Raw genomic sequence first — 15,157 nt, forward strand, 5'->3', positions numbered from 1 at the left:
CACCCTGGAGAAGGTGGCCGAGCGTTCGGGCGTGCACCTGGCCACCCTGTACCGGCGATGGCGGACGGTCGAGGGACTCGTCGTCGACCTGCTGGACGAAATGGGCAAGACCGAGATCCCGATACCCGACACCGGCTCGCTGAAGGACGACCTCCGGGCGCTCGCCCTGGAGATCGCCGCCCTCTACCGGCAGCCCAGGACCCGGGCGCTCGTCGAGGGCGTCGTGGCCGCCGCCGTCCGGTCCCCCGAAGCGTCCACCGCCTGGGCGACGGTGATCGCCGAACGCAACCGCCTGGCCTCCCGGATCGTCGAACGGGCCGTGGGACGCGGCGAACTGCCCCCGGGAACCGACGGCATCGCCATCACCAGCGCCGTCGGCGCCCCCATCTATTACCGGCTGCTCGTCGCCCGCGGGCCGGTGGACGACGAGGTCGCGGAGAGCGCCGCCGCGGCCGCGTACGCCGCCGCCCTCAGCGGCGTCTTCACCCCGGGTGACTCCCCCGGCCCTCCATAGGCCGCGGCGTACAACCGCCGCACAGCGAAAGGACCCGCACATGCGCCAGGACATCGAGTTCATCTCGGCCGGGCCGACCGAGGCACGCAGGAGCTTCGACGCCGACCGGCTCGCCTGGTTCAACGGCGAGGCACCGGCGGAGAGGCAGCGCCGATTCGCCGTCCAGGCCTCGCACGAGATGCGCACACCGCTTGCCGCGCTGCGACTGGAGTTGGAAGAAGCCCTGACCAACAGGGATGTCGCCGACCCCTTCGCGGCGTTGAAGGAAGCGTTGCAGAGCGTCGAGCGCTTGGAGAACACGGTCATCGCCCTGCTCTGGTCGCTCCAAAAGGACGCTTCGGAGCACCCTTAGGCTCTGGCGGCGGGCGAGTGCTACCGCCGCCGACACCGGCATGGCGGGTCGGTCAGGGGAGGGCCCGGTCAACGGACTGAGATGGGAAGCCGTTCTGCTGGGCGGCGGCCTGAGCCCACCGGTCCAGCGTCTTCTTGGCGGCGCCGGAGTCGATGGCCGCTGCCGCCTCGCTAAGGCCGGCGGTCATGCGGGCGCGCACATCGCCGTCCAGCCCGCGGTAGGCGGCGATCGCGGCGGCCGCGTTGATCAGTACGGCATCCCTGACCGGACCAGTGTCGCCTTCGATGATCCGGCGTGCGACGGCGGCGTTGTGGGGGGCGTCACCGCCTCGCAGGTCCCCCGGAGCGGACCGGGGAAGGCCGAATTCGGCCGCGTCGATGGTGGTGGGTGTGACGGTGTTGCCGGTCACGACCCACACGTGGGTCGGTGCGGCGGTGGAGATCTCGTCGAGACCGTCGTGGCCGCGCACCACCAGCGCCGAGCAGCCGCGGTCGGCGAGCACCTGGGCGAGCACGGGCGCGACATCGGCATTGGAGCATCCGACGCAGGCGGCCCGGGGCCGGGCCGGGTTGACCAGCGGCGCGATGTAGTTGATCGCGGTGGGGACGCCCAGGGCGCGGCGGACGGGACTGGCGTGCCGCAGCCCGGCGTGGACATTGGGTGCGAACAGGTAGCAGATCCCGGCCTCGGCCAGGCAGCGCGCCGCCGCCGCAGGTGACAGCGCGAGAGAGACGCCGAGCGCTTCCAGCACGTCCGCCGAGCCGCAGGCCGATGAGCTCGATCGGCCTCCGTGCTTGACGACCGGGATTCCAGCAGCGGCCACCACGACCGCGGCCATGGTGGAGATGTTGACGGTGTGGGCCCCGTCGCCGCCGGTGCCGACCACGTCGACGGCGTCGCCGTTGATCGGCAGCGGGGCCGCGGCGGACAAGACGGCTTCGATCAGGCCGGTCATCTCTTGCGCGGTCTCGCCCTTGACGCGCAGCGCCACCAGGAACCCAGCGAGAACGGCGGGCTCGACATCGTCGTCCATGACCTGGTGCATCGCCCACGCGGTGTCGGCGGCCGTCAGGTTCTCCCCCGCCACAAGCCGGTTCAGCAGCGCAGGCCAGGTGGGTGCGCTCATCCAAGTCTCCCCTGGTTTGTCGGCCCGGCGTCAGCGGGCTGGGACGTGCGGCTGACCGCGTGTGATCCGGTGCTCGCTGGCCCAGTCACGGCCGCCCGGCGTCCGATGTTTGCCTGTGCGGTTGCTCGACCGACGGCTTCGGCGGCGATCTGCAGCGGGATCCGCTCCTGCTCGATGCGCAGGAACCCCGTCCAGTCGGGGTCGGTCAGGCGTTCGTACAGGGTTCTTTCGGAGGCTGTGAGATGTTGCAGGGGTTTGCGGGGGGCGTGTTTGAGGGGTCTACCGTGCGCGTCGGTGGATGAGCCGTACTTCTTGTACTGCTGGTAGGCGGTTTCGTCCATGAGGATGGTGCGGACCGGGAGGCCTTCGCGTCGGAAGTTGTCCACGATTTCGAACCCGTAGGCGTCCATGTCGCCCCAGTAGATCAGGTGCGGCGCTGCAGCGATCCAGGGGATGCGGGCGAGTGCCGCGGCGCCGAACCCCTCCCCGAAGCTACGACGCCACCGGCGCCGCGCCCTACCAGCTCCATAGCCCCGACCAGATCCGCGGCTTCTTCACTGGCCTCGACCTCATCGACCCCGGAGTCGTGCCCCTACCGCACTGGCGACCCGACCCCTCCCCCATCCCCCCGACACCGTCGAGGCCTACGGCGGCGTCGCCAGAAAGCCCTGAGCCTCCCGGCAGCTGGGAGCGGAAGGTCCGGTCGTAGCCGTGGGCCTCGAACAGGGCACCTTCGATGCCGGGCCCGGGTGGGGTCACGAACTCGCGACTCCCCTGTGCTGGAGTTCGTGTTGCCGCTGAACTTGATCGACTCAGATGTCGACCAGTGGACGTGATGCCTTGGACAGGCTGGCCCCGCCGCCGTTCGAAGGGCAGGAGAGGCGGCAGTCGCCTTCCACGTGGTGGATCGTGACAGGACTGGGGCGACCGCCAGGTGACCGACACAAGCGCGGGCAGAATGACGCCCCACCGCGGATCGGATGCCCCGCGGCCGCGGTGGACCTATCGCGGCACCGGAGGGCTCCTCCCAGCGGGGCGGCTCGCCGCTCGGCCCCCCGGCCCAGCGACGAGCGCGATCTCGGCCGCAGCCTCGGTTCCTTCAGCCCGCAGCCTCTTCTGTTCACCGGAGAGCCGGGCATCGGGAAATCGACCCTCGCCTACCGAATCACCCGCAGGCTGGGCCCTCGGCCAGGTGCTGCGCTGGCCCATCGGCAGCCGGAGCGCTCTGCGCGATGAACTCTACGAAGATGAGGCGGTCGGCCGAGCGCGAATGACGCGCTGGCCGACGCGGAAGTGGGCCACTGGTCAGAGGCCTGAGTGTCTTTCAGGCATGTAAGGCGAGTTCGTGCCCTCCGACGGGCGGGAGGCGGGGGCTTGGCAGCCAGCGAGTCAGGCGATACGGAGGACGCTCTTGCCGTTCGTGCCGCCGTCGGCCAGACGCTGGATGGCGGTGTCGAGGTCGGCCATCTCGTACACGGCGGTTACGTCCACCTGGACCTTTCGGTCGGCCAGGAGCCGCAGTGCCATGCTGGCGCTGTCGGCCAGACGCTCCGGGTGGGTCTGGCTGAGCAGGTTGCTGTTGTAGGTCAGGGCCGACTTGCCGTTCATGAGCAGGTCGTTGGCGTTGATCTCGACGGGGTCGAAGGTGGCGATGTTGCCGTAGATCGCCAGGCGGCCGTGTGGTGCGAGCCGCTCCAGGCTGGCCAGGCGGGTCGGGCCGCCGATGGGGTCCAGGATCACGTCGAACTGCTCGGCGGCCAGGGCGTCGGGGAATTCCTCGCGTAGCACCAGCAGGTCGTAGCCGAACCGGGTGGCGTAGTCGGCCTGGGCGGCGCCGCCGACCACGCCGACGATGCGGGCGGCGCCGGCGGCCTTGGCGAACTGGGCGGCGAGCGTGCCGACGCCGCCTGCCGCCGCGTGGATCAGCACGCTCTCGCCGGGACGCATCCGGGTGAGGGTGTTGATCAGGTCATAGGCGGTCGGGGTGACCCAGCCGAACCCGGCGGCCGTCCGCGCGTCCACGCCGGTGGTGTCGAAGGTGAGCGCGGCGGGCGCCACCGCGACCTGTGCGTAAGCTCCGGCACTGGTCAGGGCGGTGACATGCTGGCCGATGCGGGCGGCGTCGACGCCCTCGCCGACCGCGATGATGCGACCGGCCGCCTCGAACCCGGGCACGAAGGGGCGCGGCACTGGGAAGTGGCCGCTGCGGACGAGCACGTCGCCGTACTGGATCCCGGCGTACTCGACGGCGATCGCGACCTGCCCGGCGGCTGGTACAGGCTCGTCGATGTCGGTGAGGGTGAACTGGTCGTCGGTGTCGAGGACAACGGCCTTCATAGTTTCTGCTCCCTGGGTTGAATCAGTATCCTGATAACCAGACCGTATGAGTATCAGGTGCCTGAGTCAAGCCAGGAGGCTGTTAAAGCGATGACGGAGATCCCGGCCGAGGAATACCTGTGCACTCGGATCCGACGCACCGAGCAGGCCCTGATGGCCCATCATGAGGCGGTTCTGCGCGGCTACGGGCTCACCATGACCCAGTACTCAGTACTGCTGACGCTGTCCCGTGAGGGCGGCATGTCCGGCGCCCAGCTGGCCCGCTCCTGCGGCGTCACCCAGCAGACCATGGCACCAGTCCTGACCGGACTGCAGAACAAGGCCCTCATCGCCCGCAAGCCCTCACCTGATCATGCCAAGGTCCTCATCGCCTCGCTGACCGACCAAGGCCGGCGCCTCCTGGACGGCGCCTACCAAGAAGTCATCGTGCTCGAACGAGCCCTCGCCGACGCCTTCACCCCTACCGAGCGCGACTCACTGATCGAACTTCTCGAACGCGCCACAACGATCCTCATCCAGCAGACACCGCAACCCGGATCCAAGTCCGCTCCGTCGCTCAGATGAGCATTGACACCTGGATCGCCGCCGTCCTCATCTGCGACCACCACCTCACCAAATGAGACGACGTCTCAGCAGGTTCAGCGCTTGCTGGCAGACCTCCAGAGCTTGCCCGCTTGCCTTTGGCACCCTTGTCGATCAGGCCGCCGGGGCTGGGTTCGAAGAAGATCTCGGAGGTGGTCCGGTGGGTCTCACCGGTCATCTTGGGGCCCCGACGCCCTGCAGCAGCGTGTCCACCACCACGTCGGCGGCCTGAGCGGCACTCAGCTCGTGGAGTTCCTCCGCGGCGTGCAGCATCAGCGGAGGCAGGAGCGAGGCTACCCAGCCGGGCGGCACGTCGGATCGCAGCAGGCCCTCGTCGGTGGCACGACGGATGAAGGCGTCCACCTCGTCGATCAGGAGCCGACGGCGTTCCTGGATCGTCGTCTCGTTGAGCATGCGGTTCGTCTCCACCGGCCATGTGCGGTTGACCGCGACGATCCCCTCGACGTACCGGTGCAGCGCGACCGCGACAGGAGCCTCGCGCAGCCGGGCGGCCTTGATGGCCTCTTCGACCGCGTCGTACCGGGCCTGGTAGACGCCGACCAGGAGTTCCTCGCGGGAGGCGAAACGCCGGTAGACGGTGCGCCGGTCCACGCCCGCCGCGGCGGCGATGGCGGCGATGCTCGCCGAGGGATCGTCCGCGAGCAGGCGAGCCCCCGTGCGCAGGACGATCTCCAGGTTGCGCGCCGCATCTGCTCTCATGCGCTTAACGTACCGCATCGTGGCATGTAGTGCTCCAATAGACGCACCATGATGGCCTATGTATATTTAAGTGCGACAGCAATGAGACAGTTAGCGGCCTCTATCGACTCCGATGCCAGTGCCGGTGAACACATAGACTGCGTGTCTGAACACGCTGTATGGTCATGGCGCGAGCACTCGCTCCTGAAAGCAGGACCAGGTATGACACCGACCACCACTCCGTTCGGCATGCGCGCCACCGCCGCGGAGGTACTCGACGGCGTCGATCTGAGCGGACGCCGGATGATCGTCACCGGAGGGGCCTCCGGTCTCGGCGTCGAGACGGTGCGCGCGCTCGCCGGCGCGGGAGCCGAGGTGACCGTCGCCACCCGCGATCCCGCCGCCGCGGGGGCGCTGATCCGAGAGCTTCCAGGAACGCGGGCCGTCGCGCTCGACCTCGCCGACCTCGCTTCCGTGCGGGCCTTCTGCGACGCCTGGAGCGGGCCGCTCGACAGCCTCGTCGCCAACGCCGGCGTCATGATGCTCCCGGCCCGGCAGGTCACGGCGGAGGGCTGGGAGATGCAGCTCGCCACCAACTACCTCGGCCATTTCGCCCTGGCCGTCGGCCTGCGCGACGCGCTCGGCAAGGCCGAGGGCCCGCGCATGGTCGTGCTCAGCTCCGGCGCCCAGCTGAGGGCGGGCTTCGACTTCGAGGACCCCCAGTTCGAGTGGCGCCCCTACGACCCGTTCGTCGCCTACGCGCAGTCGAAGACGGCCGACATGCTTCTCGCCGTGGGGATCAGCCGCCGGTGGGCCGAACATGGCATCACCGCCAACGCCTGCACGCCTGGGTGGGTCCACACCAACCTGACACGCCACCTCGACACGGCGACCATGCAGGCCCTCGGCGCCATGGACGAGGACGGCAACCTGCTCACGCCCGACCACTACAAGACCCCGGCTCAGGGCGCCGCCACCACGGTGCTGCTGGCCGCGTCACCCCTCATCGACGGAGTCACCGGACGCTACTTCGAGGACAATCAGGAGGCTCCGGTCGTCGACGGAGGCCCCGACGTGATGGCCGGGGTCGCCGAATGGTCGGTCGACCCCGACGCAGCCGACCGCCTGTGGGACCTCGCTCTCCCCGTGGTGCGCCGACCCTGATCTGCCGAAAGCGGCCGGCCGAGCCGCCGCCCCACGACCAACGGAAGGTGTCCGATGAGGCCCGTGACCCGACCCCAGGCCGACCACCATGCCGCGCGTTCGGCCGCGACCCGGGCACATCTGCTGTCCACCCTGGTGCGGCTGCTCGATGCCGGCGAGTCCTTCTCCGAGCTGAGCATCCAGCGCATCATCGAGGAGGCGGAGGTCTCCAGGGCTACGTTCTACGCGCACTTCCGCAGCAAGTCGGACATCCTGATACGGCTCGCCGACGACCTGCGGGAGTCACTGCTGGCGCTGGCCCGGCAGTGGGACCCGGCCGGGGAGGAGGGCGCCGACCGGTTCGCCCGGTTCTTCGGCGAGGTGATCGCCATCCACCGGGCCCACCAGGGAGTGCTCACCGCGGTCCGGGAGGCGGCGTCCTACGATCCCGCCGTCGGCGATTTCTACACCGCCGACCTTGAGGGCTTCGACGAGGCGGTGGTAGCGACCCTGCTGTCCGAACAGGCCGCGGGTTCGACGGCGGCGGACCTGGACGCCGTCGCCGCGAGCCGGATCATCGTCTGGGGAGGCAACCAGGCGATCGCGCACCACATCTCGGTCGACGACGGCAGCGGTGACGCCGTTTTCGCCCGCGAGCTCGCACGGATCTGGTGGTACGGCGCCTACCGGCGACCCGCCGAGTCCTGACCGGCCGACGATGAGAGGAAGTGGGGAGCCGTGGAAGCGCTCGTCTCGACGATGATCGGCCGGGAGGGCGAGCAGGAGCGGCTGTCGGCCTTCGCGGCGGCGGCCGGCGGCCAGGCGCTCGTCCTCAGGGGCGAGACCGGGGTCGGCAAGAGCGCCCTGCTCGACCATGTGGCCCAGTCGGTGCTGGAACGTTACGAGGTCGTCCGGGCCGCGGGGGTCGAGGCGGAGTCGGAACTGCCCTTCGCCGGTCTTCACCAGCTGCTGTACCCCCTTCTCCCCCACCTGTCCGGGCTGGACGATGCGTACCGCGCCGTCTTCGACGTCGTCTTCGGCCGAGGCGAGGGGAAGGCGCCGTCGGTCATGTCCCTCGGCATCGCCGTCCTCGACCTGCTGTCGGTCGCCGCGTCGAAGAGGCCCTTGCTCCTCTTGCTCGACGACGGTCAGTGGCTGGACGCGCACAGCGCGGACGTGTGCGGATTCGTGGGGCGCAGGCTCGCCGGCGGCTCGGTCAAGATGCTGGTCGCCGTACGGTCCGACACGTCCTCACCGTTCGACACGGCGGCACTCCCCGAGCTCACGGTGACGGTCCTACGGGACGAGGCCGCCCGGCGACTGCTGGACCTGCGCCACCCGGGCCTCGACCCGCGGACCCGGCAAATCGTCCTGGACCACGCCGAAGGCAACCCGCTGGCCCTCCTGGAACTGCCTGCCTACCTGGCCGACGGCCGCACCCGGCGCGCCGTGGATGAACTCGCCGAACTCGGTGGCGTCCCGCTGTCGCGCCGCCTCCAGCATGTCTACGGCACCCGGATCGAGCGTCTCGGTCCTTCCGCGCGGGAGGAACTGCTGCGGGGCGCCTTGGACGGCGTTGGAACGGGCCGGGCAGGCCATCACGAGGCCGGCACGCACTACCGGATGCGCTATGCCGACGAGGCGGTGGCGTCTGGCCTGCTGCTTGCCGACCCGCTCAGCGGCGATCTGGTCTTCCGGCACCCGCTGATCCGTTCGACCGTCGTCCAGCTGGCGACCCCGAACCAGCGCCGCGCGGCGCACGCCGAACTCGCGCGGGTGCACAGCGGCGACGTTGAGCGGCGCGCCCACCACCTGGCGGCGTCGGTGGTCGATCCCGATGAGGGGGTGGCCGCCGCGCTGGAGACCGCGGCGGATTCGGCGACGCGGCGCGGGCACGCGGTGGCGGCCGTGGCCTGGCTGACCCGGGCGGCGGAGCTGAGCGAGAATTCCGTGGACCGCTCCCGACGGCTCGGTGACGCGGCTTTCATCGCAGGGCACGCCGCCCTCTTGGACAATACCCGGAAGCTTGTTCACGCATACCCGTCGGCGGACGGGAGCGAATCGCCCTCCTCGGCCCTCACCGCGGCCTACATGGCTCTTTATGAGGACGGCGACGTGCGGTCCTCGCACCGCCGGGTCGCGGCAGTGATCGAGAAGCTGCGGGAGGACGGAGCGGAAGAACCTCCCGAAATGCTCGCCCGTCTCGTCAACACTCTCCTCGCCATCAGCCAGTACGCGAGCGACAGCGCCGCATGGACGCGCACCAGAGAGCTCATGGACTCACTGCAGGACCGGATTGAGCCGAGGTCGGCGATCTACCGTGACGCGTGGAGCGACGTCGTCCGTCACGGCGCGGGGGTGCGCGAGCGCGTCGAGCGCGTGTTCACCGACCCGTCGGACCTGGAGCCGTGGGACCTTTCGCGCCTGGCCGTCGCCGCCTACCACGTCGACACGCTGAGCCGGTTCCGCCCGTACCTACGCCGCGCGGTCGACCGCGAGGTGGAGACCGGCGCCGTGGCGAACGCCATGACCATGCTCCACCTCATCATGCTCGACCAGATGGCGACCGGCGAATGGGACGACGCCGAGAAGACGGGACGGCGCGCGCTTGAACTGACGACGTCCCACGGATACACGCTGTTCGCCTACCACGGCCGCGCTTACCTCGGCCTCCTCGCCGCCATGCGCGGCGAGACGGAACGCGCACGTGAACTGCAAGCCGTCGTCGACGCTTGGGCCCGCCCGCGCGGTGTCGGATTCCTGACCCAGATCGCGGACGCCATCGGCACGGCGGCGGCCCTGAGCGAAGGGGACTACGAAGCCGCCTACCTGTACGCGATCGGCATCACCTCGCCGGGAGAGTTCGCGGACAGTGCCCACCAGGCGTCGCGGACCCTGCTCGACCTGGTGGAAGCGGCGGTGCACACCGGGCGCCTTGAACAGGCCCGCCGGCACGCCGTCGCGGCACTGGACGCGGGCCTGCCCGGCGTCTCTCCCCGGCTCGCCGTGATCACGTACGGCGCGCTGGCGATGACGGCCGCCGACGAGAACGAGGCGGAGCGGATGTACGAGCAGACCGAGGCGCATCCGGACGCAGCGCGTTTCCCGTTCGAACTCGCGCGCGTCCGTCTCGCCCGCGGCGTCCGGCTGAGGCACGCCCGGGGGCCTAAGGCGGCGCGGCCCGTCCTCGTCCGCGCCACCGAGGGGTTCGAGCGGCTCGGCGCCCCAGGGTGGGCCGGACGCGCCCGGGCGGAGCTCCAGGCTTCGGGGGACCGCCGGCGCGCCGCTCTCGTATCTGACCCCGTTGACCTGGCAGGAACGCCGGATCGCCGAGCTCGCCGCCACAGGACTGACCAACAAGGAGATCGGAGAACGGATGCACCTGTCTCCACGAACCATCAGTTCCCACCTCTACCGCGTCTTCCCGAAGCTGGGCATCACGGCCCGTGCCGCCTTGCGCGACGCGCTGGACAGGGTCCCCGATGGCCCGGCAGGGACGCATGGTCCAGCCCGCCCACCGAGTGGCCGATGACCAGTACGGACGAACGCGTAGCGCCCGGAGAGACGGGAGAAGGAGAAGCGGCCCGGCCCCAAGCCTCACCAGGGGCGCCGGGACGGGACAGTCGAATGACTGCAGGTCCTGGCCGCCCAAGGCTCGGCCGGCCGGAAACGCCACGGGCAGCGGGGATGCTGCCCGTGGCGTTCGATCAGACGACCTGCGGTCGCATGTGGCGGGCGCGCCAGCCCAGCAGGGCGGCCTGGACGATGAAGAACACGCCGCCGCCGGTGGCGTAGACGGACAGCACGTCGAGCGACGGGGCGTCACCGGCGGCCTGGATGTTGTAGAAGATCCCCACCAGAAACGACAGGCCGCCCGCGATCAGCACCGGCCACTGCTTGCCCAGCTCGGGTCCGCGCCGCCGCAGACCGATCAGCACCTGGGCCGCACCGGAGACGACGGTCCAGGCGCCGAACACATGGAGCACCGCCGCCGCCCCGCCGGCGCCCGCCAGGCCGACGCCAACGGCGGCGAGGGCGCTGAGCACTCCGTTGAGCAGCGTCACCCGCCGCTCCGAGCCGTCCGCGAGGAGACGGAGGTCGATCAGCGAGGAGACCGCGTCGATCAGCGGATAGGCCACGAGCAGGGTGATCGCCAGGGCGCCGAGGGAGCCGTGCGAGTCGTGGGCCGAGGCGAACGCCAAGGCCCACGCCACGGCCAGGACTCCACGCCCCAGGTACAGCTTCAGCAGGGAAGAACGCTCGGCACCCGCTGGCGCCGGCACCCGGGAAGTCGTGCTGTCGGAATTCATGAGACTCCTTGCAGGATGAGTGAACGGTGACATGAATGGGCCGAGGCTCCTGGCCCGGCTTCGTCTGTGTCAGTTCCGGGGCGCCACGCATCGGTAGCTGCCGGCGGCGCGCTTGTCGCCGTGGCCGATGTACCGGGAGACGGCCGGGTAGAGGCACAGATCGCGGGTGACCGTCTGGCCGGCGGAGTCCTTGATGGAGGCGCTCAGCGTCCGCGGAGCATTGCCCTGTTCGACCCAGGCCGTCAGGGCGCCCAGCGGGTCGGTGGGCTTGGGCCCGGTGCTCGTGTCGCCGGCGCAGTGCGCGACGCCCGGCGCCAGGAACAGCCGGTAGAAGCCGTCGACCCTGTGCGCGCCGCCCATGTCCCGCTCCACCCGCTCGCGGTAGTCGACCGTGCCCTGGGTGGGAATCAGCTGGTCGGCCTGGCCATGCCAGGAGAGCAGCTTGCCGCCGGACTTGCGGAACGCCGACAGATCGGGATCGTCGGTGCCGATGATCCGGTCGTACTCGACCTGGGACTGCCTGAACACGCGGGTGAACTGTGCGTAGGTGATCGTGGAGACGTCGAAGGCGGGCTGCCGCTTCAGGAACGTCGAGACCCAGAGCGCCGGGACGATGAACGGCACGCCCCGGCGGGTGCCGTCCGGTTTCGCCTCGGTGCCGGCCAGGTCGAAGCCCGCTCCGACCGGGACGCCGTACCACAGCCTCTCGCCCGACGAGGTCCGCGGACCGTCCCAGATCTTGCGCACGACGGCCGCGTCGGCCGCGGTGATGGTCACCCGCTCGCCGTCGCATTCGACCGTCGTCCCGATGAGCCGGCGCGGATCATAGTCGCATTTGGCCGGGTCGCCGATCAGGCCGTCGGTGGCGCCGTCGAGGCCGTCGCAGGCCTGGACGGCGGCCTTGTTGAAGGCGTTGAACTCGCACTGGGACGGGAAGGTGTGCTCCTCGTTCATCACCACCTGCGGCCAGAGGGTCGCGACCTCGAACTCGTCCCAGTTGACGGCCGGAGCGCCGGCGAGGATTCCGTCGAAGTCATCGGGGTGACGCTGGGCCTCCATGTAGCCCTGGCGGCCGCCGGTCGAGCAGCCGTTCCAGTACGAGTAGGAGGCGGGCTTGCCGTAGACCTCGTCGACGACCTGCTTGCCGACGACCGCCATCTCGTGCTGGGACCGGTCGGCGAAGTTCTCCAGCAGCGCCGTGTTGACCGTCCCCGTGTCCGTCAGCGCCCATCCGGTGTCGATGTAGGCGCCGACGCCCGCGTCGGTGGTCGCGGCGGCGTAGCCGCTCTTGACCGCGTCGGCCAGCCCCGCCCCGTAGTCACCGGCGGCGTAGGCGCTGCCGCCCAGCGCCTGGAAACGACCGTTCCACCCCGTCTGGGGCAGCCAGACCTTCACCTTGGCGTGGTCGCCTGCCCCCGGGTGGGTGAGCGTCACCGTCACATCGCAGTAGGCCGGGACGCCGGGGACGTCGACCGCGGGCAGCGGGGGCACTGCGGGGACGTGCGCGGTGCCCGCCGCCTGCCCCACCGCCGTCACGGACTCCACCGCCGTGCCCGCCGGAGGCCGCACGGAGATGGACGAGCAGCCGGACGCGGCGGCGATGCTCCCGGTGCTCGCCGACGCACCGGCCGGGAGCGACGCCGCCACCAGCGGCACGCCTGCCGCGAGGGTGATCAGAAGCCGTTTCATGGACTTCCCTTTCACTGAAGTGGTTCCAGATCGAAACCATCGGGGTGCGTCCCAATTTCGTCGGTGAACGGTGGCCGGCACATCGGTCAACTGACGGTGAGGGCCAGCGAATCGGCCCAGATTCGGGACGCCGGGTGAGTGCGGATCCACGCCGTATGGTGCAGGTCCGCCCTGGTGCGAGCCGAGCTGTCCACCTGTCCGGCGGAGGCCGGTGAGTCGAATGGCTTAAGGCCGTCCGGACCAATACCCCAGCTCGGACAGGGCCGTCTACCTGCGATGACGCGCCGATGATCAGCTCCAGTGGAGCAGTGACGAGGAGCATGGTGCGCGGACGCCTGCTCCGCGGCCCGGTGGCGACCGACCGTCAAGTGACGGATGTGAACGAACCGCTCCCGGACGAAGGTGATGTCATCCAGTCGCTCCTGCCCGTGGAGCCCTGAAAGAGAGAAAACAGCAATGGACATGAAGCTCGAAGTCGTCGTCCTGCCCGTCACCGACGTCGACAGCGCCAAGGACTTCTACACCCGGCAGATGGGTTTCCGGCTCGACGCGGACTTCCTCATCGAGGAGGGCTACCGGATCGTGCAGGTGACGCCTCCCGGCTCGTCCTGCTCCATCATCTTCGGCGACGGCCTCACCACGGCCGCAGCCGGAACGGTCCAGGGACTCCACCTGATCGTCTCCGACATCGAACAGGCCCGCGAAGAGCTCACCGGCCGCGGCGTCGACGTCACCGGACCCTTCCACGACGCCACCGGCGCCTTCCACCACGCCGGCGACCTCGCCCGGATCCCCGGCCCGCACCCCCAGCGCGCCAGCTACGGCTCCTTCGCCTCGTTCTCCGACCCCGACGGCAACGGCTGGTTCCTGCAGGAGGTCACCGAGCGCCTCCCCGGCCGCTGACCAGCGGCGTCGCCGAGATGCAGCAACCCCTTGGAGGACCCATGAGCGCCGAAGACACCCGTACCTATGACGTGATCGTGATCGGAGCCGGCCCGGTCGGCGAGAACGTCGCGGACCGGACCACCGCCGCCGGCCTGAGCACCGTCATCGTGGAAGGCGAACTCGTCGGCGGCGAATGCTCGTACTGGGCATGCGAACCGAGCAAGGCCCTGTTGCGGCCCGCACTCCTGCGCGCCGAGGCAGGCCGGGTACCCGGCCTGGCCCCGGGCGCCGCCGGACCGCTGGACACCACCGCCGTACTGGCGCACCGCGACCGCATGGCCGCACACTGGAACGACGACGGGCAGGTCGGATGGCTCAAGACGGCCGGCATCGACCTCCAACGCGGCCACGGCCGCCTCGACGGGCCACGACGCGTGACCGTGTCCACCCCCGACGGCGGGGCCGTCCGCCTGGAGGCCCGGTACGCCGTGGCCGTGTGCACCGGCAGCAGTGCCGCCCTCCCCGACCTGCCCGGGCTCGCCGCCCTGCGGCCCTGGACGAGTCGCGAAGCCACCAGCGCCCCGCGGCCGCCCGGACGACTGGCCATTGTCGGCGCGGGGGTCGTGGCCACCGAGATGGCGACCGCCTGGCGGGCCCTGGGCACCGAGGTCACGCTCCTCGTCCGCGGCACCGGCCTGCTGGACCGGATGGAGCCCTTCGCCGGCGAACTCGTCGCCGACCGCCTGCGTGAAGCGGGCACCGACCTGCGATTCGGCGTGGCCGTCACCACCGCGGCCCGTACGGGCGGCGAGGTCCGCGTCGACCTTTCCGACGGCGGTCGGCTCATCGCGGACGAGATCCTCTTCGCGACCGGCCGCACGCCCCGCACCGGCGACATCGGCCTTGAGACCCTCGGCCTGATCCCCGGGGACTGGCTCACCACCGACGACACCCTCACCGTCACCAGCGTCCCGGGTCAATGGCTCTACGCCGTGGGCGATGTCAACGGGCGGGCCCTGCTCACTCACCAGGGCAAGTACCAGGCCCGCATCGCCGGAGCAGTCATCGCCGCCCGGGCCTGCGGCACCCCGCTCGGCTCCGAACGCTGGAGCCGGCACGTCGGCACCGCCGACACCGCAGCCGTACCTCAGGTCGTCTTCACCGACCCCGAGGTCGCCGGTGTCGGCCTCACCACCCTCGATGCCCGGCGTACCGGCCGCCGCGTCAACGTCGTCGACTACGACATCGGCCACCTCGCCGGCGCCCTCCAGCACGACCCGGGCTACCGGGGCAGAGCCCGCGCCCTCATCGACCCCGATCGCCGCGTCCTCGTGGGCGCCACCTTCGCGGGCTCGGGTGTCGCCGAGCTCCTCCACTCCGCCACCGTGGCGATCACCGGGGAAATTCCCCTCGAACGTCTCTGGCACGCCGTACCCCCCTTCCCAACCATCAGCGAGGTGTGGCTGCGACTGCTCGAGACGTACCGGGACCAGTACGAGCAAGCGAAATAACGGTCCCAC

The 15,157-nt window shown here is 70.4% G+C and carries 14 protein-coding genes and 2 pseudogenes; 10 read left to right on the forward strand and 6 right to left on the reverse strand.

Annotated elements, in window-relative coordinates; genetic code table 11:
* Both AB0K37_RS00005 and AB0K37_RS00010 read left to right on the forward strand, forming a co-directional pair.
* On the forward strand, positions 1-514 hold a 514-nt coding region (locus tag AB0K37_RS00005), incomplete at its 5' end, for a TetR-like C-terminal domain-containing protein (RefSeq protein ID WP_363972279.1).
* 40 nt (positions 515-554) lie between these two features.
* Positions 555-866 (forward strand): histidine kinase dimerization/phospho-acceptor domain-containing protein, encoded by a 312-nt coding sequence (locus AB0K37_RS00010; protein ID WP_363972282.1) that lies wholly within the window; start codon positions 555-557, stop codon positions 864-866.
* Positions 867-918: 52 nt separating this feature from the next.
* On the opposite strand, the gene trpD is transcribed toward AB0K37_RS00010, so the two are convergent.
* Together trpD and AB0K37_RS00020 are read right to left on the reverse strand one after the other, a co-directional pair.
* Positions 919-1,992, reverse strand: a complete 1,074-nt coding sequence (gene trpD / locus AB0K37_RS00015) for an anthranilate phosphoribosyltransferase (RefSeq protein ID WP_363972285.1) — start codon at positions 1,990-1,992, stop codon at positions 919-921.
* A pseudogene (locus AB0K37_RS00020) lies at positions 1,989-2,471 on the reverse strand (Wadjet anti-phage system protein JetD domain-containing protein); the annotation flags it as partial. The pseudogene AB0K37_RS00020 and the gene trpD, both read right to left, overlap by 4 nt.
* On the opposite strand from AB0K37_RS00020, the gene AB0K37_RS00025 reads away from it, so the two are divergent.
* Positions 2,456-2,701, forward strand: a complete 246-nt coding sequence (locus tag AB0K37_RS00025) for an SAM-dependent methyltransferase (protein WP_363972288.1) — start codon at positions 2,456-2,458, stop codon at positions 2,699-2,701. The pseudogene AB0K37_RS00020 and the gene AB0K37_RS00025 overlap by 16 nt on opposite strands.
* A 680-nt stretch (positions 2,702-3,381) precedes the next feature.
* On the opposite strand, the gene AB0K37_RS00030 is transcribed toward AB0K37_RS00025, so the two are convergent.
* A complete protein-coding gene (locus AB0K37_RS00030; protein ID WP_363972291.1) occupies positions 3,382-4,329 on the reverse strand; it encodes a zinc-binding dehydrogenase in 948 nt (315 codons plus the stop codon).
* Positions 4,330-4,419: 90 nt separating this feature from the next.
* Here AB0K37_RS00030 and AB0K37_RS00035 point away from each other — a divergent pair, with 90 nt between their 5' ends.
* Entirely contained in the window at positions 4,420-4,893 is a 474-nt protein-coding gene (locus tag AB0K37_RS00035) for a MarR family transcriptional regulator (protein ID WP_363972294.1), read from the forward strand.
* A gap of 192 nt (positions 4,894-5,085) precedes the next feature.
* Here the strand turns inward: AB0K37_RS00035 and AB0K37_RS00040 are convergent, their stop codons facing one another.
* Positions 5,086-5,631 (reverse strand): TetR family transcriptional regulator, encoded by a 546-nt coding sequence (locus tag AB0K37_RS00040; RefSeq protein WP_363972297.1) that lies wholly within the window; start codon positions 5,629-5,631, stop codon positions 5,086-5,088.
* A 201-nt stretch (positions 5,632-5,832) separates the two neighbouring features.
* Between AB0K37_RS00040 and AB0K37_RS00045 the strand changes: the two genes are divergently transcribed.
* The 4 genes and pseudogenes from AB0K37_RS00045 to AB0K37_RS00060 all read left to right on the forward strand — a co-directional run bounded on the left by AB0K37_RS00045 (position 5,833) and on the right by AB0K37_RS00060 (position 10,285).
* A complete protein-coding gene (locus AB0K37_RS00045) occupies positions 5,833-6,774 on the forward strand; it encodes an SDR family NAD(P)-dependent oxidoreductase (protein ID WP_363972300.1) in 942 nt (313 codons plus the stop codon).
* 63 nt (positions 6,775-6,837) lie between these two features.
* Complete coding sequence (locus tag AB0K37_RS00050) at positions 6,838-7,461, forward strand: TetR/AcrR family transcriptional regulator (RefSeq protein WP_363972303.1); 624 nt, start codon at positions 6,838-6,840, stop codon at positions 7,459-7,461.
* A gap of 51 nt (positions 7,462-7,512) precedes the next feature.
* Positions 7,513-7,941, forward strand: a pseudogene (locus AB0K37_RS00055) (ATP-binding protein); the annotation flags it as partial.
* Between the two features lie 2,116 nt (positions 7,942-10,057).
* Positions 10,058-10,285: a helix-turn-helix transcriptional regulator gene (locus AB0K37_RS00060; RefSeq protein WP_363972645.1), complete on the forward strand. Its 228-nt coding sequence runs from the start codon at positions 10,058-10,060 to the stop codon at positions 10,283-10,285.
* A 175-nt stretch (positions 10,286-10,460) separates the two neighbouring features.
* Here AB0K37_RS00060 and AB0K37_RS00065 read toward each other — a convergent pair whose 3' ends face one another.
* Together AB0K37_RS00065 and AB0K37_RS00070 are read right to left on the reverse strand one after the other, a co-directional pair.
* Positions 10,461-11,036, reverse strand: coding sequence for a hypothetical protein (locus tag AB0K37_RS00065; protein ID WP_363972306.1), 576 nt, complete (start codon positions 11,034-11,036; stop codon positions 10,461-10,463).
* A gap of 96 nt (positions 11,037-11,132) precedes the next feature.
* Positions 11,133-12,752, reverse strand: coding sequence for a DUF6351 family protein (locus AB0K37_RS00070; protein WP_363972309.1), 1,620 nt, complete (start codon positions 12,750-12,752; stop codon positions 11,133-11,135).
* Between the two features lie 462 nt (positions 12,753-13,214).
* Between AB0K37_RS00070 and AB0K37_RS00075 the strand changes: the two genes are divergently transcribed.
* Together AB0K37_RS00075 and AB0K37_RS00080 are read left to right on the forward strand one after the other, a co-directional pair.
* Positions 13,215-13,655: a VOC family protein gene (locus AB0K37_RS00075; RefSeq protein WP_363972312.1), complete on the forward strand. Its 441-nt coding sequence runs from the start codon at positions 13,215-13,217 to the stop codon at positions 13,653-13,655.
* Between the two features lie 41 nt (positions 13,656-13,696).
* A complete protein-coding gene (locus tag AB0K37_RS00080) occupies positions 13,697-15,148 on the forward strand; it encodes an NAD(P)/FAD-dependent oxidoreductase (protein WP_363972315.1) in 1,452 nt (483 codons plus the stop codon).
* Positions 15,149-15,157: the final 9 nt, after the last annotated feature.

Origin of the sequence: Actinomadura sp. NPDC049753, assembly GCF_040674655.1 — a bacterium.
GTDB lineage: Bacteria > Actinomycetota > Actinomycetes > Streptosporangiales > Streptosporangiaceae > Spirillospora > Spirillospora verrucosospora.

Excerpts from the sequence above, each read along its gene's own strand:
- AB0K37_RS00010 (WP_363972282.1), top strand. The coding sequence starts at position 555 with ATGCGCCAGGACATCGAGTTCATCTCGGCCGGGCCGACCGAGGCACGC.
- trpD (WP_363972285.1), bottom strand. The coding sequence starts at position 1,992 with ATGAGCGCACCCACCTGGCCTGCGCTGCTGAACCGGCTTGTGGCGGGG.
- AB0K37_RS00030 (WP_363972291.1), bottom strand. The coding sequence starts at position 4,329 with ATGAAGGCCGTTGTCCTCGACACCGACGACCAGTTCACCCTCACCGAC.
- AB0K37_RS00035 (WP_363972294.1), top strand. The coding sequence starts at position 4,420 with ATGACGGAGATCCCGGCCGAGGAATACCTGTGCACTCGGATCCGACGC.
- AB0K37_RS00040 (WP_363972297.1), bottom strand. The coding sequence starts at position 5,631 with ATGAGAGCAGATGCGGCGCGCAACCTGGAGATCGTCCTGCGCACGGGG.
- AB0K37_RS00045 (WP_363972300.1), top strand. The coding sequence starts at position 5,833 with ATGACACCGACCACCACTCCGTTCGGCATGCGCGCCACCGCCGCGGAG.
- AB0K37_RS00070 (WP_363972309.1), bottom strand. The coding sequence starts at position 12,752 with ATGAAACGGCTTCTGATCACCCTCGCGGCAGGCGTGCCGCTGGTGGCG.
- AB0K37_RS00075 (WP_363972312.1), top strand. The coding sequence starts at position 13,215 with ATGAAGCTCGAAGTCGTCGTCCTGCCCGTCACCGACGTCGACAGCGCC.
- AB0K37_RS00080 (WP_363972315.1), top strand. The coding sequence starts at position 13,697 with ATGAGCGCCGAAGACACCCGTACCTATGACGTGATCGTGATCGGAGCC.